The organism is Hwangdonia lutea (genome assembly GCF_032814565.1).
Classification (GTDB): Bacteria; Bacteroidota; Bacteroidia; order Flavobacteriales; family Flavobacteriaceae; genus Hwangdonia; species Hwangdonia lutea.
This window is the reverse complement of the sequence record NZ_CP136521.1, coordinates 1,034,726-1,060,222: the sequence shown is the minus strand read 5'-3', so window position 1 is coordinate 1,060,222 and position 25,497 is coordinate 1,034,726. Positions and strand designations below refer to the sequence as shown.

Here is a 25,497-nt window from a genome sequence, read left to right as displayed (position 1 = left end):
AAGAATTAAAAATGTATGTTTATTAAAATTTTTAACTCAATACATTATGAAACAGAATATTATTAAAGATAAAAGCTTTAATTTTGCAGTAGATATTGTAAATTTATACAAGAATTTGACATACCATAAAAAAGAATATGTTATGTCCAGACAATTGTTAAAATCTGGAACTTCAATAGGGGCAAACGTAAGAGAAGCGGAATTTACACAAAGTAAACTAGATTTTACAAGTAAAATGTCTATAAGTCTCAAAGAGGCAAATGAAACCGATTATTGGTTAGATTTACTTTATGCGACAGAGTTTATTGATAAAGAAGAATTTGGTACATTTAAACCCAAATCAACCGAAATGTTGAAACTATTAGTAAGTATTGTAAAATCATCAAAGCAATAACTTTTTAATTTTTCAATGTTAATTTTTAATTAGTTTTATGAAAGGACCACTCTTTTACTCAAAAATATTGCTCTTCGGAGAGTACGGAATCATTAAAGATTCCAAGGGCTTATCAATTCCATATAATTTTTATAACGGCGCTTTAAAGATGGATGAAAACCCTTCTGAAGAGGCTGTAAAGTCCAATAAAAGCCTAAAGGGTTTTGTTGACTATTTAAAGGCAATTGATGAGGAACTGGTAACCTTTGATATTGAAACGTTAAAAAAACATGTTGATGAAGGCATGTATTTCGATTCTTCCATCCCGCAGGGTTACGGTGTGGGAAGTAGTGGTGCTTTGGTTGCTGCCATTTACGATAAATACGCCCAAGATAAAATTACGGTTTTAGAGAATTTAACTAGAGAAAAATTACTAAAATTAAAATCGATTTTTTCGGCAATGGAATCTTTTTTCCACGGAAAATCTTCAGGTTTAGACCCTTTAAACAGCTATTTAAGCATTCCTATTTTAATCAATTCCAAAGATCATATTGAAGCCACTGGTATTCCATCACAAAAAACCGAAGGTAAAAACGCCGTGTTTTTATTAGATAGCGGCATTATTGGAGAAACAGCCCCAATGGTTAGTATTTTTATGGAAAACATGAAACAAGAAGGTTTCAGAAAAATGATTAAGGACCAGTTTGTTAAGCATACCGATGCTTGTGTTGACGATTTCTTAAAGGGTGATATTAAATCGTTGTTTAGCAATACCAAACAATTATCAAAAGTGGTTTTAAATCATTTTAAACCCATGATACCTAAGCAATTCCACGAACTTTGGAAAAAGGGTATTGAAACTAACGAGTACTACTTAAAACTTTGCGGCTCTGGCGGTGGTGGTTATATTTTAGGCTTTACCGAGAATATTGATGTTGCCAAACAGTCTTTAAAGGATTATAAGTTAGAGGTGGTTTATAACTTCTAAATACTAATGTTGTTATTCTGAAGTTGTTTCAGAATCCCTTCAAATTTTTCCAAATGTTATCCAGAAGACAGAAACATATTTTGCTTAAATTTTTCAGCATGTTTTCTGTAGTTCGCGGTTACAATATCTTAATTATTGTGATTGCGCAGTACTTAGCGGCCGTTTATATTTTGGCACACGATAAGCCGCTTAAAACTGTTCTTTTCGATGTTAACTTGCTCATGCTGGTTTTTGCTTCGGCTGCTACGATTGCCGGTGGGTATATTATTAATAATTTTTACGACTCGGAGAAAGATTTAATTAACCGTCCGCAAAAATCAAAACTCGATAGGTTGGTAAGTCAAAACACAAAACTATCCTTCTATTTTGTTTTAAATTTCATGGCGGTTATCATGGCGAGTTATGTGTCGTTTAAACCTGTTTTGTTCTTTTCGGTTTATATTTTCGGCATTTGGTTTTATTCGCATAAATTAAAAAAACTCCCGTTTATTGGCAACTTAACATCGGCAGTTTTAACCATAACGCCGTTTTTTGCCATTTTTATGTATTACAAAAATTTTGAAACCGTCATTTTTGTACACGCCATGTTTTTGTTTTTAATCATATCAATGCGAGAGCTTACAAAAGACCTGGAAAATATTAAGGGCGATTTACTTCTAAATTACAAAACCATACCCATCGCTTATGGCGAAAAAGCATCAAAAATCATGCTAACGGTGTTGGCTATTTTAACCTTAATTCCTATATATTTATTGGTGAATCACTTCGAAATTGGCTATATGTACATCTATTTTTACTTGTGTATTGCACTGCTCTTTGGTTTTTTGTTACTGCTATGGAAATCTAAAACGAAAACACACTATTTAATACTTCATAATATTTTAAAATTCATCATTTTAGCGGGTGTTTTTAGCATTGTGTTAATAAATGTTGATTTGGTGTTGCATAGAATTTAACAAAATTTTTAATCTTAAATCGCCAATCGTAATAATAGCTATATCTTTGCAGCAAAATTAAAGTGATGAGTAAGCAACAAGGCGGACAAAGAAAAGGGAAAACAAAAGCTGAAGGTACTAAAAAGAACTTCAGAAAAAGTGATGGTAAAGGGCATGCGTCTTTCAAGAAGGCAGAACCTAAACCCAAAAAACCTTCAAATCCTAACGAGATTCGTTTAAATAAATACGTTGCCAATTCGGGCATGTGTTCGCGTCGTGAAGCCGATGTGCATATTGCCACAGGATTGGTTTCCGTAAACGGCAAAGTAATTACCGAAATGGGTTATAAGGTTAAAATTGGTGACGAAGTACGTTACGATGGCGCCCGTATTAACCCAGAGAAAAAGGCCTACGTATTGCTTAACAAACCTAAAGGATTTGCAACAACTACCAGCGAAGGCAAAGGACGTACCGTTATGGATTTGGTGGCCAATGCAACCAACTCGCGCATTAAGCCCATTGGCCGTTTGGGCAGAAACTCCAAAGGGTTATTATTGTTTACAAACGATGATGTTATTGTAGATAAATTCACAAATTCTAAAAACGGTGTGGCGCGTTTGTTTCACATTGAATTGGATAAAAACTTAAAATTTGAAGACTTTAAAAAAATACAAGAAGGATTTAAAGTTCAAGGAAAATTGATTGCCGTTGAAGAGGTTAGTTATATTGATGGAGCATCAAAAAAAGAAATTGGCTTGAAAATTAAAAATACGGGCAATAGCATTATCCGTACTATTTTCGACTATTTAAAATATGATATTATCAGTTTGGATTGTGTCGCTATAGGGCATCTCACTAAAAAAGATATCCCACGCGGACATTGGAAACATTTAACCGAGCAGGAATTGAATACTTTAAAGATGCTTTAAGGTATCTTTGTTTTATTGCCTGCTAACCTATTACGCTTTTAAAATATCTTCCCTTACTTCTTCACTAAATAATATAATTTTTAGCATCATTAAGTATCTTAATTTAAGAAATGACAAAAGTTATTTGTTTATCGTAAATTTTAAGGTATAAATATTGCACAGTCTTTTATATCTTTATAAAATAGACATTATTAGATGCTAAAATTAATCTAAATGAAAAGAAAGATTAAATATTTAATTGCTCAAATACTTTCATATATTAATATTGGTAAACTGTTGGTTTTTTTATTTCCTAAAAAGGCAGAAAAGCTATCGAAAAAAGGGATGACTTTAATAATCAATAATAATTTGAGCATATCTGAATGTTTGATGCGTGAGGCTATTTTTAAAAAAACTAAAAGGAAATCAGATGTTGAAACTTTAGCAAGACTTCATAGCAACTACTGGGTTAATCAAGGTCACGACTTTTTTTCGGCAACCAATAACAGATTGGAAAATGTTGTTTTGCCAGAATTCACATTCATATTCGACCTTCTTGAAAAAGAGTTGACAAAAACGCCTAATCAATTCAATACTTTGGTTGAGATTGGAACTGGGAACGGAAAGGTCCTGGAATATTTAAGCTCAAAACTCCCACAATTAGACCGGTTTGTCGGTATTGATTTAAGTCAGGTACAGACCGATAACAATAAAGATAACTACAAAAACAACCCAAAACTTGAATTTGTTGCTTCAGATGCTCTCGATTGGGTTAATAATCATGGGCACAGCAATATGATTGTACTTACATTTAATGGTGTGTTGGAATATTTTACAGAAAAACACGTACAACAGCTTTTTAATAATTTGAATGGCTTAGGGAAAATAATTTTTGTAGCCATTGAGCCAAAGAGCATTGAGCATGATTTTCAGGCTCATCCAAATTCTAAAATTTACGGTTTCGAAAGTTCTTTTTCTCATAATTACCCAAAACTATTTGAAAATGCTGGTTTTAATCTGTGGCATAAATCGCAAAAAGACTTTCACTCAAACGAATATGTAATCAGTTTTATAGGTGCGAAAAATTAATAACGGAACACAATTGGTAAGTAAAGTTAGATTACGAAGTGTCGAATACGGGGTTTAAAAGTACATGCCATAATTTAAGCTAATAAAACGAGTTAAGTTAAACCGAAAAAAATGCTATGTTACCTATTATTTTTTATAGAAATAAAAATTAGTTTGTACTATTGTATAACCTGTTAAGTCCCTCAAATTAGATTAATAGATGTTAAAAACTAGACAGAACTCTAGGTTTTTACGGTATAGTGATGAATTATGATCATTGTTATTATAGTATAATTATTATAAACTAACTTGAGGAATGACCTTGCACAACGCTACTTATTTACTTTTTGAACAATCTGCCAAATTATACCCCGATGATTGCTGTGTAATATCAGAACAAACTCATTTTACATACAAGCAAATAGAGGAAAAGGTATCACAAGTATATCACAGTATTTTAAAACACTCAAATAACGAGTACATCATTGGATTATCCACTTCGAGAGGTATAGAACAATTAATATTTATGTTGGCTATTTTAAAAGCAGGCAAAGCCTATTTGCCTATCGATTTTAATTATCCCAAAAGCCGAATTCAAAATATTATAAAAAACTCAAACCTTAACGTCTGCCTTACAACTAAAGATGAAGCGAGGAAAGCGGAAGAGGTGGGATTGAGCACAGTGACGGATGGTAATTTAAAAACGGTTATTAATACTAGGCAACAGACACTCATGTCTGAAAATGCCGCTTACATTCTTTACACTTCCGGGTCTACAGGTGTCCCTAAAGGGGTGTGCATGGGACAACAAGCCACTGTAAACCTTATTAATTGGCAGAACAAAAATTCCGAAGCCAAAAGAGGTTCACGAACGCTACAATTTGCACCGTTAAGTTTCGATGTGTCATTTCAAGAAATTATGGCAACCCTAAGTAGTGGTGGTTCCCTTGTTTTAATAAATGATAATTTAAGATTGGATATGGTAGCGCTTTTAAAGTTGATCGAGCAACATGCTGTGAATAGGCTTTTCCTCCCTTTTGTGGCATTGCAAGCTTTAGCTGAAGCTGCAGTAAGTATTCAACTGTTCCCAAATAGTTTAAAAGAAATTATTACTGCTGGTGAACAACTAAAAATCACCACTCAAATACGGGCTTTTTTTGCTGCGCTTAACAGCTGCAAACTATATAACCAATATGGGCCAACAGAATGCCATGTAGTTAGCGAATTAAAACTTAAAGGCAACCCCACAACTTGGGAGGATTTGCCCACTATTGGAAAGCCTATTGACAACACATCTATATATATTCTTGATAAGAAACAGCAAATAGTTCCAAATGGTCAAATAGGCGAACTTTGTATCGCTGGCTTATGTTTGGCCGAAGGTTATTTGGGAAATGAGAACCTAACAAAAGAAAAGTTTCTGTTTATAAAACTTCCCGATTCCAAAAGAATCCGTATATATCGTACAGGTGATAAAGCACGCTATTTACCAGATGGCAACATAGAGTTTCTTGGTCGTGAAGATGACCAGGTAAAAATTAGAGGACATAGAATAGAACTTGCAGAAGTGGAGTTGGCTCTAAATAAATTGCCTAATATCCAACAAGCGGTAGTAGTGGCAAGTAATTATTTGTCAGAACAAGCACAATTAATAGCTTATTTACAATCCAATGCTTCTCAAGATGTCACGGGATTTAAAGAACAAGCCGCTTCAGTTCTTCCAGAATACATGTTACCCACGCATTATGTTTGGGTAAAAGACTTTGCCAAAACTTCAAGTGGGAAAATCGACAAAAAAGCGCTACCATTTCCCAAATATAAAAGACCCAGTTCTGCCCCATTGTTCAAAAAACCAGCTACTGATATACAGAAAAACATAGCCCAAACATGGTCTAACATACTACGGATACCAAAAATTGGGATTTTAGATAATTTTTTTGAAATGGGCGGCACGTCATTATTAGCTCAAAAAACCGTTGCCATACTGCGGCAAAAATATAATTATAACACACCTATAATAAAGCTTTATCAGCATCCCACTATTTCAGAACTATCTAATTATTTAGAACCACGGAAAACGACGAAAACAAAATCAAAAATCGCTGCAAAAAGAAAAAATCCATCTTCTGATGTGGCTGTAATTGGAATGGCATTAAGGTTTCCCGGGGCAAATTCCATTGAAGAACTTTGGGAAGTTTTAAGAGCAGGGAAGGAAACCATTTCATTTTTCACACCAGAAGAACTCGACCCGTTTATTCCAGAGTGCCTTCGCAACGACCCGCTTTATGTTAGAGCCCGTGGCGTAGTACCAGTAGCTAAAACATTTGATGCTGCGTTTTTTGGACTCAATCCAAAAGTAGCGGAAGCTATGGACCCTCAGCAACGCTTATTCTTGGAAATTGCATGGGAAGCACTGGAACAAGCAGGGCATCTTCCCGAGCATTATAGCGGAAATATTGGTGTGTATGCGGGCACAGGAACAAATACGTATTACAAAAACAATATACTTCCGAATAAAGATTTATTAGCTAGAATAGGCGATTTTCAAACCAATACAGTTAACGAGAAAGATTATGTTTCATCAAGAACAGCTTATCACTTAAATCTTAAAGGACCTGCTGTAAGTGTGCAATCAGCTTGTTCTACATCTCTACTTGCCATAGCCGAAGCCGTAGATGCCATTAGAAATGGTCGCTGCGATGTCGCCTTGGCCGGCGGATCGAGTGTTACCGCTCCAATCAATAGCGGTCATTTGTATCAGGAAGGCTCTATGTTGAGTCCCGATGGTCATTGCCGTTCTTTCGATGAAAATGCAAAAGGAACCATTTTTAGTGATGGTGCAGGTGTGGTGCTACTTAAAAATTTAGAAGATGCAAAAGCCAATGGCGACATTATTTATGGCGTTATAAGAGGAGTTGGCGTTAATAACGATGGAGGCAATAAAGGAAGCTTCACCGCACCAAGTGTTGAAGGACAAGCAGGTGCTATTGCTAAAGCGTTATTTGATGCCAGGATAGAATCAGCAGAAATCAGCTATATTGAAACACATGGCACAGCAACTCCCGTTGGAGATCCCATTGAGATAGAAGGTCTGAAAATGGCATTTGGAAAACAGCCGTTTAAGGGCTATTGCGCTATTGGTTCCATAAAAAGTAACATGGGGCATCTTACTGCGGCGGCAGGAGTTGCTGGCGTTATTAAAACCATATTGGCATTAAAAAATAAAAAGATTCCAGCCTCTTTAGGTTATAAAAAAGCTAACCCAGTTATTGATTTTGAAAACAGCCCATTTTATGTTAATAATAAACTGAGCGATTGGAATTGTAATGGAAAACGTCGCGCAGGCATCAGTTCTTTTGGGGTAGGTGGTACCAATGTGCATATTATAGTTGAAGAATTTGAAACAAAACAAACAATTCCCGAAGGCGGTAAACCATTGCAAATCTTAACATGGTCTGCAAAAACGGAAAACAGTCTTGTAGCTTATAAAACTGCTTTAGGTAATTTTATAAAATCTTCAACAGCAACCAATCTAGCAGATATAGCCTATTCGCTTAGTGCCTCCAGGGCTCCCTTTAATCAACGCAGTTTTGTTTTGGCAACGGATGCAGAACATGCTGTTAGCCAATTATTGTCTAACGATACAGCATCAGTAAAGACTTCGGATCTAAAGATTGCACCAAACCATTTGGCATTTCTTTTCCCCGGTCAGGGCGCACAATATTTACAAATGGGAAAAGCCCTTTATGAACATGAAGCTGTGTTTCGTGAAGCGGTGGATACATGTGCTGAAATATTATTGAATACGTTTAATTTTGATATCCGACATATCATTTATCCAGAAAATAATTCGATTGAAGCAGAAAGCCGTTTAAAGGACACTCAATTTACGCAACCCGCTTTATTTACTATAGAATATGCGTTGTCTCAGCTTTGGATACATTGGGGCATTCAGCCTTCTTTACTTTGTGGCCATAGTATTGGTGAATTTGTTGCCGCTCATTTGGCTGGAGTATTTACGTTGAATGATGCGTTGATATTGGTAGCCGTTCGTGGAAAATTGGTGAGTGAACTACCAAGAGGCAGTATGTTGTCCATAAGAATAACGCTTAATGATTTGTCCCAAATGCTTCCAGAAACACTTTCGGTAGCTGCAGTAAATTCCGATCAGTTGTGTGTAGTTTCTGGGGAGGACAAAGCTGTTGAAGCATTTGCTAAAACCTTAAAGGAAAAAGAAATTCCCAACATGTTGCTTTTAACCAGTCATGCTTTTCATTCAACCATGATGGATCCTGTTATGGACACCTTTGAAACTGAAGTTGAAAAAGTAACGCTAAATACACCTTGCGTACCTGTTATTTCAACGGTTACAGGTAATTGGTTGAGCGATGCCGAAGCGACTGACCCTAAATATTGGGCCAAACATTTAAGGGCCACGGTTCGGTTTTCCGATGCGATGGAAACCGCGCTAGAATTTGAGGATATTGTTTTATTGGAAGTTGGTCCCGGTCGTGCATTAACCACGTTATCACAACAAAAAAAGAAAACGAAATCAGTAGCTTCAATTGCAAGTTTGGTAGTTCCTAAAGACAATGAGAATTCTTATCATACCGTATTAACTGCTTTAGGCCAACTTTGGCAAAAAGGCATAGAGCCTGATTGGAAATCATTCTATGAAAATCAATCCAGACAAAAAGTTTGTTTACCAGCTTATGTATTTGACCGCAAACCGTGTTGGGTAGATCCGCCAGCAATTAAAACAACCGCAGTTAGTAATATTTCAACCGAATTTAATAATCACGAAACCAAACAAATTCAAATGGATACCGTCGAACAGCCTAACAGAATAACGACGATTCTGGAAAAAATCTCAGATATTGTTTTGAATACATCAGGAGTAGAAATAGAATCGTCTGAGTACAACCATAGTTTTCTTGAACTTGGTCTTGATTCACTTGTTTTAACTCAAATGGCAATCACTTGTAAAAACGAATTTAATACACCAATTACATTTCGGCAATTAAATGGAGAATATAGCACCCCCAATCTGCTGGCTAACTATTTAGATGAATCTCTATCGTCAGAGCTATTAGCGACCGCTTCTTTAGCAGATGTATCAAATCAAAATGGTGCTTCATATGGTCCAGTTTCCACGTTAAACCCCAATACCGTTACTCAGAGTAATGGTTCTGCAATTGATATGATTGCCCAACAATTACAATTATTAGGGCAACAGTTGGAATTGTTAAAAGAAAACCAATCTAAAGCTTCAGTAGTCCAACAACCGATACCTCAAAAAGCAAAACCAGTAGCCAATGCGTTGTCTGAAACACTTTCAGAAGACAACATGAAAGTACACAAAAAGCCATTTGGGGCATCTCCTAAGATTGAGGTAAAAGCCACAAAAATAAATTCACATCAGCAAACATTTTTAGAAAAACTAACGTTTAGTTACAATAAAAAAACAGCTGGCAGTAAATCGTATTCCCAGAAACATCGCTCACACATGGCAGATCCTAGGGTAGTTTCTGGTTTTAAGCCCTTAACCAAAGAACTGGTTTATCCGCTTGTTGTTAAAAAATCCTCAGGCAGTCGCCTTTGGGATATTGATAATAACGAATATTTAGATGTGTTAAACGGTTTTGGCTCATGCCTTTTTGGTCATCAGCCCGACTTTATAACAAAAGCTTTGCATGAACAAATAGAAAGTGGTTACGAAGTCGGTCCCCAGCATCCGTTGGCGGGAGAAGTTTGCCAGCTACTATGTGAATTTACAGGACACGAGCGGGCAGCCCTTTGCAATACAGGGTCAGAAGCCGTTTTAGGTGCTATGCGTATTGCTAGAACTGTTACAGGTCGATCTCTAATTGTTGCATTCTCAGGAGCTTACCATGGCATAAATGATGAATCTCTAGTAAGAGGTTCAAAACAGATGAAAACGTTTCCGGCCGCAGCTGGTATTCTTTCTCAATCGGTGCAAAATATATTGATTTTAGATTATGGCACTGCCGAAAGTTTAGATATTATTCGGGAACGCTCGCATGAATTGGCGGCAGTTCTTGTTGAACCCGTACAAAGCCGAAGGCCCGAGTTGCAGCCGATAGAATTTCTTAAGGAGGTTAGAGCGATAACCAAAGCATCGGAAACAGTGCTTATTTTTGATGAAGTTATTACAGGTTTTAGAATGCATCCAGGGGGTGCACAAGCCTTGTTTGATATAAAGGCAGATCTTGCTACTTACGGAAAAGTAATTGGTGGCGGGATGCCTATTGGAGCTATAGCAGGTATCAGTAAACATATGGATGCATTGGATGGTGGGTTTTGGCAATATGGAGACAGCTCTTTTCCAGAGGTAGGCGTTACTTATTTTGCAGGTACTTTTGTACGTCACCCACTTGCGCTTGCCGCAGCTAATGCCACATTAACTTACATGAAGGATAAAGGAGAGATGCTTCAAAACAAACTCAATCTACTTACCCAAAATTTTGCTATGTATTTAAATAGCGCGTTTAAAAAGCGTAATTTACCTTTGGAAGTAAATTATTTTGGTTCGTTATGGCGATTGAAATTTATAGAAAACATACCCTACTCAGAATTGTTTTTCGTTGTAATGCGGGAAAAAGGCATTCATATTTGGGATGGTTTTCCTTGTTTTTTTACCACCGCTCATAGCGAGGAAGATGTACGCCAATTGCAAAGTGCTTTTATTTCCAGTATTGATGCGCTCATTTCTGCCGATATTTTAAAACCTGAACCAGATAAAAACGCTACAATTAAAAAAGTATCTTCTACTGAAACTTTAAACAAGCCACCTGTAGCCGGAGCGCGCTTGGGTATGGACGAATTAGGAAATCCAGCTTGGTTTGTTCCAAATGCTGATAAAGAAGGGAAATTCATAAAAATAAATTTGTAATAGTAAGTGATGATAACGTATTGCAAACGCTTAAATTTAATATCAGAAAACTTTAAGTAAGACATTAGTAAGTGGCAATAAAATTTAAAACATTGATAACATTGTAATATTTTTGAATTCTAATTGATGAACCCTCCAAACGTTTTAAATCAAATCGAAAACTTTAATCCCTTCGCAGGACCGAAGATTGAAAAAGTTATCCACACAACATCTTCACAGTCAGAAATATGGATTGCATGCAAATTGGGTGGTAGCGATGCAAATAGAGCTTATAACGAATCCGTTTCTCTCATTTTAAAAGGTGATTTACGCAGAGAAGCATTAGGTTATGCACTACAAACACTGGTACAACGGCACGAGTCACTTCGTGCTGTTTTTAGTACCGACGGAAGTTACATGAGCATTTTGGAAACCAGTCCTATACAGTTTAACGTTCAAGATGTTTCACTGTCAACTGCTTCTAAAAAAAGAGAAACCATTGCCGAATACCTATCAAAAGATGCCCACCATGTTTTTGATTTGGTTAGAGGCCCATTAATAAAAGTAGGATTAATAAAAACCAACGAACTTGAACACCAGTTGGTTATTACTGCCCATCATATAATATGCGATGGTTGGTCAATAGGTATCTTGCTACAGGAACTGGGTAGTCTTTATTCAGCAAAAGTACAGAATATGACCGCTGCTTTGCCGCAACCGGAAAGTTTTGTGGTGTTCTCTGATGAACAAAAAGAATTCTTGAAAAGTGATAACTATAAAAAAACCGAGGAATTTTGGTTACAGCAATACAAATCCTCTGTTCCACAGTTAAACTTGCCCACAGATTTTCCCAGACCCCAATTAAGAACCTATAAAAGTGAGCGTCTTGATTTTTCTGTGGATCCAACACTTATAACCGAATTAAAAAAAACAGGTGTAAAAGCAGGGTCCAGTTTTGTAGCTACCTTAATGGCGGCTTTTGAATTGTTTTTATATAGGCAAACCGGTAAAAATGATTTAGTAGTGGGATTACCAGCTGCGGGGCAGGCTTTATGTGGTAAAACCCACTTGTTGGGGCATTGTGTAAACCTATTACCGCTACGAAGCAAAATAAACGTAAATATTAGCTTTGTTGAATATTTAAAAATTCGAAAATCGGAACTTTTTGATGCTTACGAACATCAGCAATTTAGCTTTGGGCAATTGCTTCAAAAACTTGCCATTGCAAGAGATCCATCAAGAGTGCCCTTGGTGCCAGTTGTTTTTAATATTGATTTAGGAATGACAAACGATGTGGCTTTTACAGATTTAACCTATAAGCTTAAAAGCAACCCAAGAGCATGCGAGACTTTCGAAATTTTTTTAAACGCCACTGGAACCGAAGATGAATTTGTTTTAGAATGGTCTTACAATACATCGCTCTTTAAGGCAGAAACCATCAAACAGATGATGGTTGATTTTGAAAGTATATTAATTAAAATCATTGAGAAACCAGGCGATTCCATATCAAATATGGTTCGAGCAGATTATTTGGCTTATCACGAGTTGAATAAAACTAATAGTTCATATCCCAATTTGCCTCTTCATGAAATACTTAGAAAACAAGCTCAATTAGTCCAAAAAAAACAGGCGATAAAATTTGGAGAAACAACAATTTCTTATAAGGATTTAGAAGAACAGGTCAATCAATTAGCTCATCAACTGATTGAAAAAGGAGTGAAACCAGCTGATTTTGTTGGTGTCTCCCTACCTCGTTCCATCGAGCTTGTTATTGTGCTCATGGCTATTATGCGATGTGGAGCGGCTTATCTGCCAATGGATCCAAACTATCCGCGAAAGCGTTTAGAGTTTATGTTAAAAGATTCCGAAGCCCATTTTTTGATTACCACAAAAGCCCTTTCCCTTTCTTTGAATAGTTATTCCACCTTGTTTGCGGTAGAAGATTTATTTACAAATTTATCAAAACACCCTAAAACACCCACCAATATAAAAGTAGAAAATACCGAAATAGCTTATTTGCTTTATACCTCTGGGTCAACAGGAAACCCAAAAGGGGTAACTATATCGCATAAAAACTTGGTCAATTTTCTGTATAGTATGGCTCGCGAACCTGGTATTAGTGAATCAGATAAATTACTTTCAATAACTACCATATCGTTTGATATTGCAGGTCTTGAATTGTTTTTGCCTCTTATAAAGGGAGCAACTTTGGTGTTAGCGGATGATGAAACCGTAAAAGACACACGTTTAATGCTCGATGTTCTTCAAAACGAAAACATAACGATGTTGCAGGCTACGCCTTCTACGTGGCAAATGTTAATAGATTCTGGATGGGAAAAACCATTGGCGTTAAAAGCATTGTGCGGAGGTGAAGCATTACCAATGGCATTGGCAAAAAAAATACTAAAACAGGTAAACGAACTTTGGAATGTGTACGGTCCTACCGAAACTACTATTTGGTCTGCTACAAAGCAAATTAAAGCGACCGATGAATTAATTGCCATTGGCCATCCTATAGCCAATACACAATTATATGTTATTAATGAACAAGGTGTTTTGATGCCACCAGGAACCATTGGCGAGCTATGTATCGCGGGAGATGGTTTAGCTAATGGCTATTGGAAACGACCAGATTTAACAGCTAAAAAATTTATAACAAATGTATTTGATTCAACTGGAAATGCTAGGTTATATCGGACTGGAGATTTAGCTAGATTGCTTCCTACGGGAGAGGTAGAATGTTTAGGTCGGATAGATCAGCAAGTAAAAATTAGAGGTCATCGAATTGAATTAGGCGAAATTGAAAACGCACTTGATGCGCTTGAAACAGTGCAAGCATCCGTTGTGTTGTTAAATGCAGATCGGCTTGTGGCGAACGTGGTTTTAAACGAAGAAAGTGAAGAACCTAAAGATAAATTCAGTGCATGGAAAAAAGCTTTGGCCGAACAGCTTCCGTTTCACATGGTGCCACAAGAGTTTAATCTATTGAATGAATTTCCCAAAACATTAAACGGTAAAATTGATAGGAAAGAGTTGTTGGAATCATTGTCAACTAAAAATGTTTCAATTACCACAACAGCTCCGCGAAATAAAACCGAAGAAATAGTAGCTGCTATTTGGCAAGAATCCTTGGGGATCGATTCGATAGATATACACAGCGATTTTTTTGAGCTTGGTGGCCATTCCTTAATAGCCGTAAAAGTGATGGCGCTCATTGAAAAACAAACCGGAAACCGCTTGCCGCTATCTACATTATTTGAATATTCGAGTATAGAAAAATTGGCAACGTATATCGATAAGGGTAACCAACAGTCGCATTGGCATTCATTAGTACCTATAAAACCGAATGGGGATAAAACACCATTGTATATTGTACATGGAGGCGAATTTAATGTATTGATATTTCATGGGTTGGCTAAAAAAATAGATAAAGATAGACCTGTTTATGGACTTCAGGCAAAAGGATTAAACGGAATTGATGAGCCTCATGCCACTGTAGAGGAAATGGTGGAAGACTATGTTTCAGAAATTATTAGTGCAAATCCAAACGGACCTTATGCGCTGGCAGGATATTCGTTTGGTGGTGTTATTGCTTTCGAAATGGCTCGAAAACTTAAAGCTATGGGTAAAAAAGTAACAACAGTTGCTCTTTTTGACACATATATGTACCCCGGATTTTATTACACCGGCACCTTAAAAAGAATACTTATAGCAATCGTTTTTGGGTTTATGCATCCATTTTATATCATGTATTTACTCTTTAATAGAGCTAAGTTTTTTACCGGCAAAATAAATAAGAGAAATATAATAAAGATTAAAAATAAGGTTTTTGGTATAAGCTTGAAGAAAAATAATGAAAAAGAAAAACAAAGTCTGATACCTATCAACATTAAAATACCCTCCAATAAGTGGCCTTCCAGACTCGGTAAGATGCATCGAGTAGCCATGCGACGCTATCGTACAACCCCGCAGGATATAGAAGTTGATTTGTTTAAAACCATTGTGAATGATGTTTTTTTCGCCCACGACAAGAAATATCTCGGCTGGAAAAAAGTTGCTTTAAAGGGGGTTAGAAGACATTTAACACCCGGTAATCATCTCAATATGTTAATTCACCCTCATGATAAAGAATTAGCAACTAGCCTCAACCATGTTTTAGATACTAACGATAAAAAAAATTGAAGTAAGTTGTTTTGTAACAATAGAATTGATTTATGAAAAGCTATGGCAAGTGTCTTTAAATGATTGTTTTATAAACTATCTTTATCCAATTTATTAAGTGGAAGAAAAGAAAGGAATTTTTAAAACACAAACAATTCTACAAGTTTTAAAAATTAATTTTAAAGATGCTTTAAGGTTTTTTAAAAGCCCCAACATGCCACAGAATAACCGATGGGTCGTGTACAAAGTATTCTTTTCCCCAGTCGTTATAATTGATTTCTGAAATTTTTACCCCATTGTATTTTTCTTCCAGATTTCGTTTTTTTAGATTGGATAAGTGTTCTTCTACGTTATCAATTTCTAAGAAAACCATAGTATTGTCAATCCAATCTTTTATATGGGCGTCTTGCAGGTAAAACCCAAAATCTCCCAATTTAAAATATGACATCTTCTCTGAGGTTTTAATTTCTTCAAAACCAAAATCTTTATAAAATTGTCTTGAAATCGTATAGTTTTTTGCGCCAATAAAAGGTCTGATTGATTTGATTTGTGTTTTCATTATAAATGATTTTGTCGTTTTATAAAGTTAAAATAAACTGAAATGCTAGCTTAAATCTGTTTCTGTAAATGTTTTTGCTTCTTTTTTAACCTGCGCATTAATCTTAAATTGAAGCAATAAGAGCATGCTTATAAATGCTACAAAAATGATTATTAATAAAATTTTTATTTCAGGCATAATAGATGCTAAATCGCCTCCGTAAAAGGCAATTCTTCTAAAACCGCTTAAAAATTGGGTTACCGGAATAAATTGCGCCACATTGGTAATAAAACTAGGAATGGCTTCTGTGGGCCATGTAAATCCGCTTAAAATAAAAGCCGGTGTAGAAATTACCATTAATAACTCTGTGGCTTTTAATTGGTTTGGAATGGCAATAGAAAACAGCATGCCAATAAACATGGAAGCCAGCGTTAAAAGAATGGTTAATACCAACATTGGGAAATTAAAAATATCTGCGGTAATATTAAAATAAACAAAAAGCAGACTAATAAAAAGCCACATAAAAGGAAGCATGAGTAAAAACGGAGCCGCCTTTAAAAAAATATGATGTACTGACGATTTGCTTTTTTGAATAAGTTCGGCAAAATACCCATCTTCAAAATCTCGTGAAAACACCAATGCCATGGCTAAAAATATAACCTGTTGCATAATGGCGGCAAGTATGCCGGGTAACATAAAATTAACATAGTTACCGGAAGAGTTATAAAGTTTGTTAAAGTTGATTTTAAAACTTTCGTAAGATGCCATAGCTTGCGCAGGGTGAAGTCCTTGTTTTTTTAGTCCTTCTATTTCCATGCCAGCGTTTAGCGTCATTAAAACCATATTGATATTATTGCTCGCGGTATTGGCATTTAAAATATTCGCCATATTTAGATCCACTCGAATTTCGGGATGCTTTTTCTGTAAAATATGCTTTTCAAAATCGGTGGGTATGGTTATAACCGCAGCGTATTGTTTGGTTGGCATTTCTGCGCGAATATTGCCATCTGTTGGCCTTACATCTGCAACAAACAAACCTTCGTTGTCTTCAAGTGCATCAATTATTTTATCGGATGCCGGACTGCGATCTTCATCGATAATTACAATAGGAAGATCTACAACTTTTCCTTGTTGATATACATAACCAAATAAAATACCGTAGCCTATTGGTGCACCAAAAAAGATGGCGAGTAAAACACCATTCGAAAAAATGCGCTTAAATTCTACCTGAAGTAAGCTTATAAAATCTTTCATTATTTGATAAGTATTGTAGCGTTAATAAAAAACTTTTGTTCCGATACGTCTGTTGTTGGTACCACTTTTAGCTCGTAAATAGATTCGGATAATTGGTACAATGGTGCCGTACTTGTAATATTTGCGTATTGTGCCAATTGATTTATGGCTACAACTTTAGATGGCGTTTCTTCTTTTGTATACGGATTGATAAGCGTGAGTTCTTTGCCTACTTCAAAATCATAAATCTTTGATTCCGGAATTGTAAATCTAAAATAAACACTGTCGGTTTTATATCCATTAAACAAGGTAAATCCGGGTGTAAGCAATTCGCCTTCCTCCAAACTAATGGTTTCAATAGACATGTCTGCCGGCGCAATTAAATACTGCTCTTTGGATGCCGAAAGCACTTCTTCTTTGGCACCAAGCGCCCTGTCTAGCTGCCCTTTGGCTTGTTCTATTTGTTCTGCTCGGGCTCCTTTTTTAACTTCCGTACGTTTCGCCTCTAAAGCATCTACCTGTGCCTGTGCCATATCCAGTTTCATTTTAACTTCATCGAATTGCTGTTGACTTATTAAGGAATCCTGAAACATGTTTCGTAATCTATTATAAGATTCTTGTGCAAATTGCAATTGAGCCTTTCCTGCGTTTAATTGTCCTTCAATTTGATTTAATTGTTCGGTGGTAGCACCATTATAAGCCATGTTTAACTGCCCTTTTGCTGCTGTAATTGCACCTTCGGCCTGCATCATTTTTCCGAGAACCTCTGGAATATCCATTGACGCCAATGTATCACCTCGTTTTACGGTTTGTCCTTCTTGTACATAAATTTTATCAATTCTTCCAGGGATTTTACCGGTTACCGAAATGGTTTCAAACTTCACTTTTCCTCTGTTATTGGTTATTTGTTCGTTTTTACAGGAATGTAATGCGAGTAGCGCCATGGCACCTAAAATTATATTTTTATATATTTTCATTTTGTATTGTTTTTATAAGTTAGTAAGTCAGTATTCCTTTGGCATGTAGCAAATCTGCAACTGCACGTCTTTCGTTAAAGTAGGATTCTTGTAATTTAAAATTGGCTTTTTCCACATCGTTTAGGGCATCCAGCAATTCTGTGACAGACGCTAGATTGTTTTTGTATTGCTTATTAACCATTTCATAAGTATCGTTAGCCAGTTCAATTTCTTTTTGAACAATATATGTGTTTTGTTGCGATGCCTCATAGGTCAATTCTGCCTTAATGATGCTTAAATTAATCATTTCTTGGGCTTCGTTTATTTTTTCTTGGTATTTCAAGCTTTCCAATGCTGTTTTTTTGCTTTTCAATCTAGACGCATTTCCGTCAAAAACACGCCATTGTACGCCAACTCCAATAAACCACTTGGGGTCTAATAGGGATAAGTCGTCTTCTATAAACTCATAATGTCCTTTTACCGCTACTTTCGGAATAAAATTGCTTTTTTCCATTTTGGCTTGATAACGGGTGGCTTTTTCGGCTTCTTCCAAAGCCTTAACCTCGTTGCGTTTTTCAGTATTGGAATGGGAAACAATCGAAAATGATTCTAACTGCGGATTGAGCCTGCTTAAGTTTGCTTTGGTTTCGCCAGTAAGTTGATGAAGCACTTCGATTAATAAGATGTTATTGTGGTTAAATTCCAATTTTTTTGCTTCCAATTGCTGTTGGGCAAGCTCAATTTTTTTACGACTGATGGGAGTTGCCAAACCATTTTCAACTGCTTTTTTAACATAAATGGCTTGTTCATTCAAATAATTTTCGGTGTTGGTGAGTACTTTTTTTGAGGCTTTTACTAAGGCAAGTTTATCATAGGCTTCAATAATCTGCAAAGCCACTTTATCCTTTTCTGCCATACCAACAAAATTTAACGAAGTCTCTTTGTGTTTGCTCGCTTTTAACGCATTACTGGCTTCGAGCCCGCTAAACAATACCCAGTCTAAATCTACCGACGTTTTTAAAATGTTTTTATCTTGAAGATTGGGTGCGTCTTGCAACGGAATATTATCTGGAAACGGGCTGTTAAACGGTATGCCAACGGCGTCCTTTATAATAAGTTTTTGGGTCTCGATTAATAAGGTTTGTGTGGCATCATCAAAAGTAATGTCATCATTTAATCTCGCATAGCTTCCGTTAAATGTAATCTTGGGCAAGAATACCGATTTTGCCATTTGCTGATCTACTTTAGCTTGTTCGGAATCCAATCGATTGGTGTTGACTTTATGGTTTTTTTCAAGCCCTTTGTGAATTAAGTCTTTTAATACAGGGTCTAATTCTTGCGCCACAGTTATAGACGGAGCTATAACTAAAAGGGCAATCAATAAGAATTTTATCGAAGTATTGTTTCTGTTCATTGTAAATGATTTTTATGTACAATGTAAAGATAGGCATGAAACCGGTTATATCTTTTGACTTAAATCAAATAATGTAAGTTATTGAAAATAAAATGTTTAATTGGAATTTCTGATTAGTTTCCAGAACCGTTTTTTCTAATTCTGCTTAACGTTTCTTGGGTCATTCCTAAATACGAAGCAATATGACCCAGCGGTACACGATAAGCAATATCTGGAAATTCGGTAAGCATATAATCGTAGCGCTCTCTGGCGGTTTGAAATTGAATGGCATTGAGTTTATTTATCACTCTGGTAAGCATTTCTATGCTAATCAATCTTCCCATTTTTTCCATTTTGGGGTATGTATCGAAAAGTCTGTCTATGTCACTTTTAGAAATACGGTATAAAATAGAATCTTCTAAAACTTCTAAATAATACACACTCGGGCTTTGTTGAAAAAAACTATCTACACTCGTCATAAATTTACCAACACCAAAAAACCATTGTGTAATTTCCTTTCCGCCTTCATTAAGATAGTAGCTTCTGCCCATACCGCTTTCAACAAAATATAAGGCATTGCATATTTGACCTTGGCGAACTAGAATTTGATGTTTTGAAACAGATTCTTTCTTAAAATGAGCAATAATATCCTCCAATTCGGTTTGGCTAAACGGAATTAATGACACTAAAAAGTCGGAAATACTCATAAATAGGTATTGGCTAAAAAGAGGTTTAAGTATCAAATTTACTGTATTTACTTCGCAATATCAAGTCTTAAAATACACTAAAAATAACCTGCTAAAATTTTTTAAAAAAAGTTTCAAAAAAAGTTTGAAATTCAAAAAAAAGTATTTCATTTGCACCGCATTTAGCTGAACAAATTGAAACCTGTTTCTATGTTCGGGCTTTTGAAAATTAGGAAGTCATATTCAAAAGCAGCTTACCGATTAAGCAACCGAATTTTAAAGCTAACTTCCGCACTTACCACCATAGTTGCCAGTCAGCATAACTACGGCTTTGTACCAACTACACAAAGTCAGATTCAGATTTGATATAAAATAGTTTTTCCGTTTTAGAAACGCTGCGTTTCTTGTTTTTAACTTTTTAACAATCACTATTTTAAAACAAATAATGAATACTAAATATATTGATTTAATCAATCAAACTTTCGATTTTCCTCAAGACGAATTTAAACTTGAAGGAAACAAACTAAATTTCCATGATGTTAACCTCATGCAGCTCGTCGAGCAATACGGCGCCCCATTAAAATTCACCTATTTACCGCAAATATCCAACAATATTAATCGCGCTAAACAATGGTTTGCAGAGGCTATTGAAAGACACGAATATAAAGGTAAATACAACTATTGCTATTGTACAAAAAGCTCGCATTTTAAGCATGTGTTGCACGAGGCTTTAAAAAACGATATTCATATTGAAACCTCTTCGGCGTTTGATATTGATATTGTTGAAAACCTTAAAGAAGAAGGTAAAATAAACAATGAAACCTTTATTATTAGCAATGGGTTTAAACGTGCGCAATACATAACCAATATCGCAAGATTAATTAACGGCGGACATAAAAACTGCATCCCGATTATTGATAATTACGAAGAAATCAATTTGCTTTCGCAAGAGATAAACGGTAAGTTTCATGTGGGTATTCGTATCGCTTCAGAGGAAGAACCAAAGTTCGAATTCTATACCTCGCGCTTAGGTATTGGGTATAAAAATATTGTGCCTTTTTACAAAAATCAAATTCAGAACAGTGATAAAGTAGAACTTAAAATGCTCCATTTTTTTATAAACACGGGCATTCGCGATAATGCTTATTATTGGAATGAGCTTTTAAAATGTTTAAAGGTTTATACGAATTTAAAAAAGATTTGCCCCAGTTTAGATAGCTTGAATATTGGCGGCGGGTTTCCTATAAAAAACTCGTTGGCATTCGATTTTGATTACGCGTATCTGGTGGACGAAATTGTAAATCAAATTAAAGTAACCTGTGAAGAAGAAGGTGTAGATGTGCCAAATATATTTACCGAATTTGGCAGTTTTACCGTGGGCGAAAGCGGCGGGGCGATTTATGAAATTCTGTACCAAAAACAACAAAACGATCGCGAAAAATGGAATATGATTAATTCCTCGTTCATTACAACGCTTCCAGATACTTGGGCTATTAATAAACGCTTTATTATGTTGCCAATAAACCGATGGAATGATAGTTACGAGCGCGTTTTATTGGGTGGTTTAACCTGCGATAGCGACGATTATTACAATAGCGAGCAACACATGAATGCTATTTATTTACCAAAATACAACAAGGAAAAACCTTTATATATTGGCTTTTTTAATACAGGAGCCTATCAAGAAACCATTGGCGGATTTGGTGGTTTGCAGCATTGTTTAATTCCTACGCCAAAGCATATTTTAATCAGTAAAGATGCGGATGGAAATATAACTACAGAACTGTTTGCTGAACAGCAAAAAAGTGAAGACTTACTTAAAATTTTAGGGTACCATAAAAAACCTGAAACAAACACAACACAAACCATAAAAAACACAGAAGCTGATTTACAATTAGCAGATTTATAAAACAATGAAAACAAAAACTTACGCTGGAATTCCTGAGGAATTCGCAAAATTAGAAAGCGCAAAAATCGTATTGATACCGGTGCCTTATGATGGCACGAGCACATGGCAAAAAGGAGCAGATAAAGGGCCTGAGGCTTTTTTAAATGCTTCGGAAAACATGGAGCTTTACGATATTGAAACCGATACCGAAGTGTATAAACAAGGTGTGTTTTTAACCGAAGCCGTAACAGAAAGCAGTTCGCCCGAAACTATGGTTGACGCGGTGCATCAAATCGTAAAAAAGTATATTAAAAAGAACAAGTTTGTAACCGTTTTTGGTGGGGAACATTCCGTTTCAATTGGCTCTATTCGCGCGTTCAATGAGATGTATCCGAGCTTAACCGTATTGCATATCGATGCGCATGCCGATTTACGCAAATCGTACGAAGGCTCTACATGCAATCACGCTTGTGCCGTGTACGAGGCGAGCCAAAACACCAACCTTATTCAAGTGGGTATTCGTTCTATGGACGCTATTGAAAAAACCGTGATGGACACAGATAAAACATATTTTGCGCACGACATGGCGGTTGATGATTCGTGGATGGAAGCAGCAATCGATCAAATGACGGATAACGTTTTTATTACTTTCGATTTAGATGCTTTTGATCCTTCCATCCTACCAAGTACGGGCACACCAGAACCTGGTGGTTTGTTATGGTACGAAACACTCGAATTTTTAAAGCAAGTTTTCGAAGAAAAAAACGTAGTAGGGTTTGATATAGTTGAATTATGTCCGAATGAAAAAGATAAATCTTCAGATTTTTTAGCGGCAAAATTATACTATAAAATGCTGAGTTATAAATTTCAAAATGAAGAAGCCGATGAGGCATACGACAATACTTTTGATAACAACCAAGCAAATAAAAACAATTTAAAATACAACAATAACGATGACTACTAAAGGACCCATTTCTCAATTTATCGAAACCCATTATTTACATTTTAATGCGGCAGCTTTGGTTGATGCCGCAAAGGGTTATGAAGCTCAATTAGATGCTGGCTCAAAAATGTTGGTGTCGCTTGCAGGTGCTATGAGTACTGCAGAACTCGGTAAAAGTTTTGCAGAAATGATTCGTCAAGACAAGGTGCAAATCATTTCTTGTACAGGCGCAAATCTTGAAGAAGACATTATGAATTTGGTGGCACACTCGCATTACAAACGCGTGCCTAACTATCGTGATTTAACACCTCAAGACGAATGGAATTTGTTGGAAAAAGGATTAAATCGTGTAACCGATACCTGTATTCCAGAACACGAAGCGTTCCGTCGTTTACAAAAACATATCTATAAAATATGGAAGGATGCCGAGGCGAAAGGCGAACGCTATTTGCCACATGAATACATGTACAAAATGTTGCTGTCTGGTGTTTTAGAGCAATATTACGAGATTGATGTAAAAGATTCATGGATGTACGCTGCCGCGAAAAAAAATCTGCCTATTGTATGTCCAGGATGGGAAGATAGTACCATGGGAAATATTTTTGCAAGCTACGTGCTTAAAGGTGAATTACAAGCCAGCACCATGAAATCCGGGATTGAGTACATGACTTTTTTAGCCGATTGGTACACCGAAAATTCAAAAAATGGTATTGGTTTTTTTCAAATAGGTGGCGGTATTGCGGGCGATTTTCCAATCTGTGTAGTGCCCATGTTATATCAAGATATGGAGCGTCCGGAAACACCGTTTTGGAGTTATTTTTGTCAGATTAGCGACTCTACAACCAGTTATGGTTCGTACTCCGGTGCCGTGCCAAACGAGAAAATTACTTGGGGAAAGCTAGATATTGATACGCCCAAATTCATTATTGAAAGTGATGCCACTATAGTTGCGCCATTAATCTTTGCTTATTTATTAGGACACTAATGGAGGCAAATAAAATTGATAATATAGAACTAAAGTACCTCACGGTTGATGACTTTCAAGAGCTAAAGGAAGCCACCTTGGAATCGTATGGAGGCGTGCTCAATTCGTATTGGAAAAAGCATCATATTGAAGATTTAACGTCCATGTTTCCCGAAGGTCAAGTCGTTATTAAAATAGATGGCGATATAGCGGGTTGTGCCTTATCGCTTATTGTAGATTACAACAGTATTGACGATGAGCATACTTATGAAGACATCATTGGTGGAAAATCATTCAAAAACCACGACCCAAATGGTGATGTGCTTTATGGAATAGATGTGTTTATTAAACCACAATATCGAGGTTTGCGCTTAGGGCGACGGCTGTACGATTACAGAAAGGAACTTTGCGAAACACTAAATTTAAAAGGCATTGTTTTTGGCGGAAGAATGCCTAATTTTCATAAGCATAAAACCTTAACACCAAAGGAATATATAGAAAAGGTAAAGCGTAAAGAAATTCACGACCCGGTTTTAAATTTTCAGATTTCCAACGATTTTCACCCCGTTCGTATTTTAAAAGGCTATTTGGAAGGCGATACCGCATCCAACGAATATGCCGTTTTAATGGAGTGGGACAATATCTATTATACCAAACCAAATAAAAAGGCGGGTACCGTTAAATCCATTGTTAGGTTGGGTCTTATCCAGTGGCAAATGCGACCGTACAAAGGTTTGGATGATTTAATGCAGCAAGTAACTTATTTTATTGATAGCGTTGCAGCATATAAATCAGATTTTGCGGTGTTTCCAGAGTTTTTTAATGCCCCGTTAATGGCGGAGTTCAATCACATGAAAGAACCGGATGCCATTAGGGAATTAGCAAAATTTACCGAAACGATAGTTGATAAATTAAAGCAATTGTCTATTTCATATAACATCAATATTATTTCTGGAAGTATGCCAGAAGTTGTAAACGATAAGCTATATAATGTGGGCTATTTATGCCGAAGAGACGGCAGTACGGAGCGATACGAAAAACTACATGTTACCCCAGACGAAGCAAAGGTTTGGGGCATGCAAAAGGGGAATAAACTGCAAACCTTTCAAACAGATGCCGGTAAAATAGGCATCTTAATTTGTTACGATTCAGAGTTTCCAGAATTATCGCGTTTGTTGGCCGATGAAGGCATGGATATTTTATTCATTCCGTTTTTAACCGATACCCAAAACGGCTATTTCCGTGTGCGTTTATGTGCGCAAGCACGTGCTATTGAAAACGAATGTTATGTGGCTATTTCCGGAAGTGTTGGTAATTTACCAAACGTGAATAATATGGACATTCAATATGCGCAATCTGCCGTATTTACGCCTTGCGATTTTTCGTTTCCCAGCAGTGGAATTAAAGCTGAAGCCACTACAAATACAGAAATGATTTTGGTAGCCGATGTCGATTTAAGCTTGTTAAAAGAACTACATTCCTTTGGAGCGGTAAAAAACTTAAAGGATAGAAGAAAAGATTTCTACGATGTTATTAGAATTAAATAATCTATATCTTTATTTTTATAAAAA

Annotated in this window: 16 protein-coding genes; 11 read left to right on the top strand and 5 right to left on the bottom strand. The window is 36.1% G+C overall.

Annotated elements, in window-relative coordinates; all coding sequences use genetic code 11:
- Nucleotides 1-46: 46 nt before the first annotated feature.
- From RNZ46_RS04525 to RNZ46_RS04495, 7 genes are all read left to right on the top strand, one after another.
- Nucleotides 47-394 (top strand): four helix bundle protein, encoded by a 348-nt coding sequence (locus tag RNZ46_RS04525; protein WP_316984188.1) that lies wholly within the window; start codon nucleotides 47-49, stop codon nucleotides 392-394.
- A gap of 37 nt (nucleotides 395-431) precedes the next feature.
- Nucleotides 432-1,361, top strand: a complete 930-nt coding sequence (locus RNZ46_RS04520; RefSeq protein WP_316984187.1) for a mevalonate kinase family protein — start codon at nucleotides 432-434, stop codon at nucleotides 1,359-1,361.
- Nucleotides 1,362-1,414: 53 nt separating this feature from the next.
- Nucleotides 1,415-2,317: a geranylgeranylglycerol-phosphate geranylgeranyltransferase gene (locus RNZ46_RS04515; RefSeq protein WP_316984186.1), complete on the top strand. Its 903-nt coding sequence runs from the start codon at nucleotides 1,415-1,417 to the stop codon at nucleotides 2,315-2,317.
- 65 nt (nucleotides 2,318-2,382) lie between these two features.
- Nucleotides 2,383-3,225, top strand: coding sequence for a pseudouridine synthase (locus RNZ46_RS04510; RefSeq protein WP_316984185.1), 843 nt, complete (start codon nucleotides 2,383-2,385; stop codon nucleotides 3,223-3,225).
- Between the two features lie 213 nt (nucleotides 3,226-3,438).
- Nucleotides 3,439-4,293 carry a class I SAM-dependent methyltransferase gene (locus RNZ46_RS04505; protein WP_316984184.1) on the top strand — a complete coding sequence of 285 codons (855 nt, stop codon included), beginning with the start codon at nucleotides 3,439-3,441 and terminating at the stop codon, nucleotides 4,291-4,293.
- Between the two features lie 295 nt (nucleotides 4,294-4,588).
- Entirely contained in the window at nucleotides 4,589-11,185 is a 6,597-nt protein-coding gene (locus RNZ46_RS04500) for a polyketide synthase (protein ID WP_316984183.1), read from the top strand.
- 126 nt (nucleotides 11,186-11,311) lie between these two features.
- Nucleotides 11,312-15,346, top strand: a complete 4,035-nt coding sequence (locus RNZ46_RS04495) for a non-ribosomal peptide synthetase (RefSeq protein ID WP_316984182.1) — start codon at nucleotides 11,312-11,314, stop codon at nucleotides 15,344-15,346.
- A 169-nt stretch (nucleotides 15,347-15,515) separates the two neighbouring features.
- On the opposite strand, the gene RNZ46_RS04490 is transcribed toward RNZ46_RS04495, so the two are convergent.
- The 5 genes from RNZ46_RS04490 to RNZ46_RS04470 all read right to left on the bottom strand — a co-directional run bounded on the left by RNZ46_RS04490 (nucleotide 15,516) and on the right by RNZ46_RS04470 (nucleotide 20,152).
- On the bottom strand, nucleotides 15,516-15,884 hold the full coding sequence (locus RNZ46_RS04490) for a VOC family protein (RefSeq protein WP_316984181.1): 369 nt from the start codon (nucleotides 15,882-15,884) through the stop codon (nucleotides 15,516-15,518).
- Between the two features lie 45 nt (nucleotides 15,885-15,929).
- The gene (locus tag RNZ46_RS04485; RefSeq protein WP_316984180.1) at nucleotides 15,930-17,117 is read right to left on the bottom strand and encodes an ABC transporter permease; all 1,188 of its coding nucleotides are present in this window, start codon (nucleotides 17,115-17,117) and stop codon (nucleotides 15,930-15,932) included.
- Entirely contained in the window at nucleotides 17,117-18,073 is a 957-nt protein-coding gene (locus RNZ46_RS04480) for an HlyD family secretion protein (RefSeq protein ID WP_316984179.1), read from the bottom strand. The genes RNZ46_RS04485 and RNZ46_RS04480 overlap by 1 nt, the downstream gene beginning before the upstream one ends.
- A 19-nt stretch (nucleotides 18,074-18,092) precedes the next feature.
- The gene (locus RNZ46_RS04475; protein ID WP_316984178.1) at nucleotides 18,093-19,466 is read right to left on the bottom strand and encodes a TolC family protein; all 1,374 of its coding nucleotides are present in this window, start codon (nucleotides 19,464-19,466) and stop codon (nucleotides 18,093-18,095) included.
- A 113-nt stretch (nucleotides 19,467-19,579) separates the two neighbouring features.
- Nucleotides 19,580-20,152 carry a Crp/Fnr family transcriptional regulator gene (locus tag RNZ46_RS04470; RefSeq protein WP_316984177.1) on the bottom strand — a complete coding sequence of 191 codons (573 nt, stop codon included), beginning with the start codon at nucleotides 20,150-20,152 and terminating at the stop codon, nucleotides 19,580-19,582.
- A gap of 424 nt (nucleotides 20,153-20,576) precedes the next feature.
- Between RNZ46_RS04470 and RNZ46_RS04465 the strand changes: the two genes are divergently transcribed.
- From RNZ46_RS04465 to RNZ46_RS04450, 4 genes are read left to right on the top strand one after another with little or no spacing between them, the layout of a single operon-like run.
- Nucleotides 20,577-22,040 carry an arginine decarboxylase gene (locus RNZ46_RS04465; protein WP_316984176.1) on the top strand — a complete coding sequence of 488 codons (1,464 nt, stop codon included), beginning with the start codon at nucleotides 20,577-20,579 and terminating at the stop codon, nucleotides 22,038-22,040.
- A gap of 4 nt (nucleotides 22,041-22,044) precedes the next feature.
- On the top strand, nucleotides 22,045-22,983 hold the full coding sequence (gene speB / locus RNZ46_RS04460; RefSeq protein ID WP_316984175.1) for an agmatinase: 939 nt from the start codon (nucleotides 22,045-22,047) through the stop codon (nucleotides 22,981-22,983).
- Nucleotides 22,973-23,947, top strand: coding sequence for a deoxyhypusine synthase family protein (locus tag RNZ46_RS04455; protein WP_316984174.1), 975 nt, complete (start codon nucleotides 22,973-22,975; stop codon nucleotides 23,945-23,947). Before speB ends, RNZ46_RS04455 begins: the two co-directional genes overlap by 11 nt.
- Nucleotides 23,947-25,473, top strand: coding sequence for a bifunctional GNAT family N-acetyltransferase/carbon-nitrogen hydrolase family protein (locus RNZ46_RS04450; RefSeq protein WP_316984173.1), 1,527 nt, complete (start codon nucleotides 23,947-23,949; stop codon nucleotides 25,471-25,473). The genes RNZ46_RS04455 and RNZ46_RS04450 overlap by 1 nt, the downstream gene beginning before the upstream one ends.
- Nucleotides 25,474-25,497 lie beyond the last annotated feature (24 nt).

Excerpts from the sequence above, each read along its gene's own strand:
- RNZ46_RS04515 (WP_316984186.1), top strand. The coding sequence starts at position 1,415 with ATGTTATCCAGAAGACAGAAACATATTTTGCTTAAATTTTTCAGCATG.
- RNZ46_RS04510 (WP_316984185.1), top strand. The coding sequence starts at position 2,383 with ATGAGTAAGCAACAAGGCGGACAAAGAAAAGGGAAAACAAAAGCTGAA.
- RNZ46_RS04455 (WP_316984174.1), top strand. The coding sequence starts at position 22,973 with ATGACTACTAAAGGACCCATTTCTCAATTTATCGAAACCCATTATTTA.
- RNZ46_RS04470 (WP_316984177.1), bottom strand. The coding sequence starts at position 20,152 with ATGAGTATTTCCGACTTTTTAGTGTCATTAATTCCGTTTAGCCAAACC.
- RNZ46_RS04450 (WP_316984173.1), top strand. The coding sequence starts at position 23,947 with ATGGAGGCAAATAAAATTGATAATATAGAACTAAAGTACCTCACGGTT.
- RNZ46_RS04525 (WP_316984188.1), top strand. The coding sequence starts at position 47 with ATGAAACAGAATATTATTAAAGATAAAAGCTTTAATTTTGCAGTAGAT.
- RNZ46_RS04505 (WP_316984184.1), top strand. The coding sequence starts at position 3,439 with ATGAAAAGAAAGATTAAATATTTAATTGCTCAAATACTTTCATATATT.
- speB (WP_316984175.1), top strand. The coding sequence starts at position 22,045 with ATGAAAACAAAAACTTACGCTGGAATTCCTGAGGAATTCGCAAAATTA.
- RNZ46_RS04480 (WP_316984179.1), bottom strand. The coding sequence starts at position 18,073 with ATGAAAATATATAAAAATATAATTTTAGGTGCCATGGCGCTACTCGCA.
- RNZ46_RS04495 (WP_316984182.1), top strand. The coding sequence starts at position 11,312 with ATGAACCCTCCAAACGTTTTAAATCAAATCGAAAACTTTAATCCCTTC.
- RNZ46_RS04465 (WP_316984176.1), top strand. The coding sequence starts at position 20,577 with ATGAATACTAAATATATTGATTTAATCAATCAAACTTTCGATTTTCCT.
- RNZ46_RS04520 (WP_316984187.1), top strand. The coding sequence starts at position 432 with ATGAAAGGACCACTCTTTTACTCAAAAATATTGCTCTTCGGAGAGTAC.
- RNZ46_RS04485 (WP_316984180.1), bottom strand. The coding sequence starts at position 17,117 with ATGAAAGATTTTATAAGCTTACTTCAGGTAGAATTTAAGCGCATTTTT.
- RNZ46_RS04500 (WP_316984183.1), top strand. The coding sequence starts at position 4,589 with ATGACCTTGCACAACGCTACTTATTTACTTTTTGAACAATCTGCCAAA.
- RNZ46_RS04475 (WP_316984178.1), bottom strand. The coding sequence starts at position 19,466 with ATGAACAGAAACAATACTTCGATAAAATTCTTATTGATTGCCCTTTTA.
- RNZ46_RS04490 (WP_316984181.1), bottom strand. The coding sequence starts at position 15,884 with ATGAAAACACAAATCAAATCAATCAGACCTTTTATTGGCGCAAAAAAC.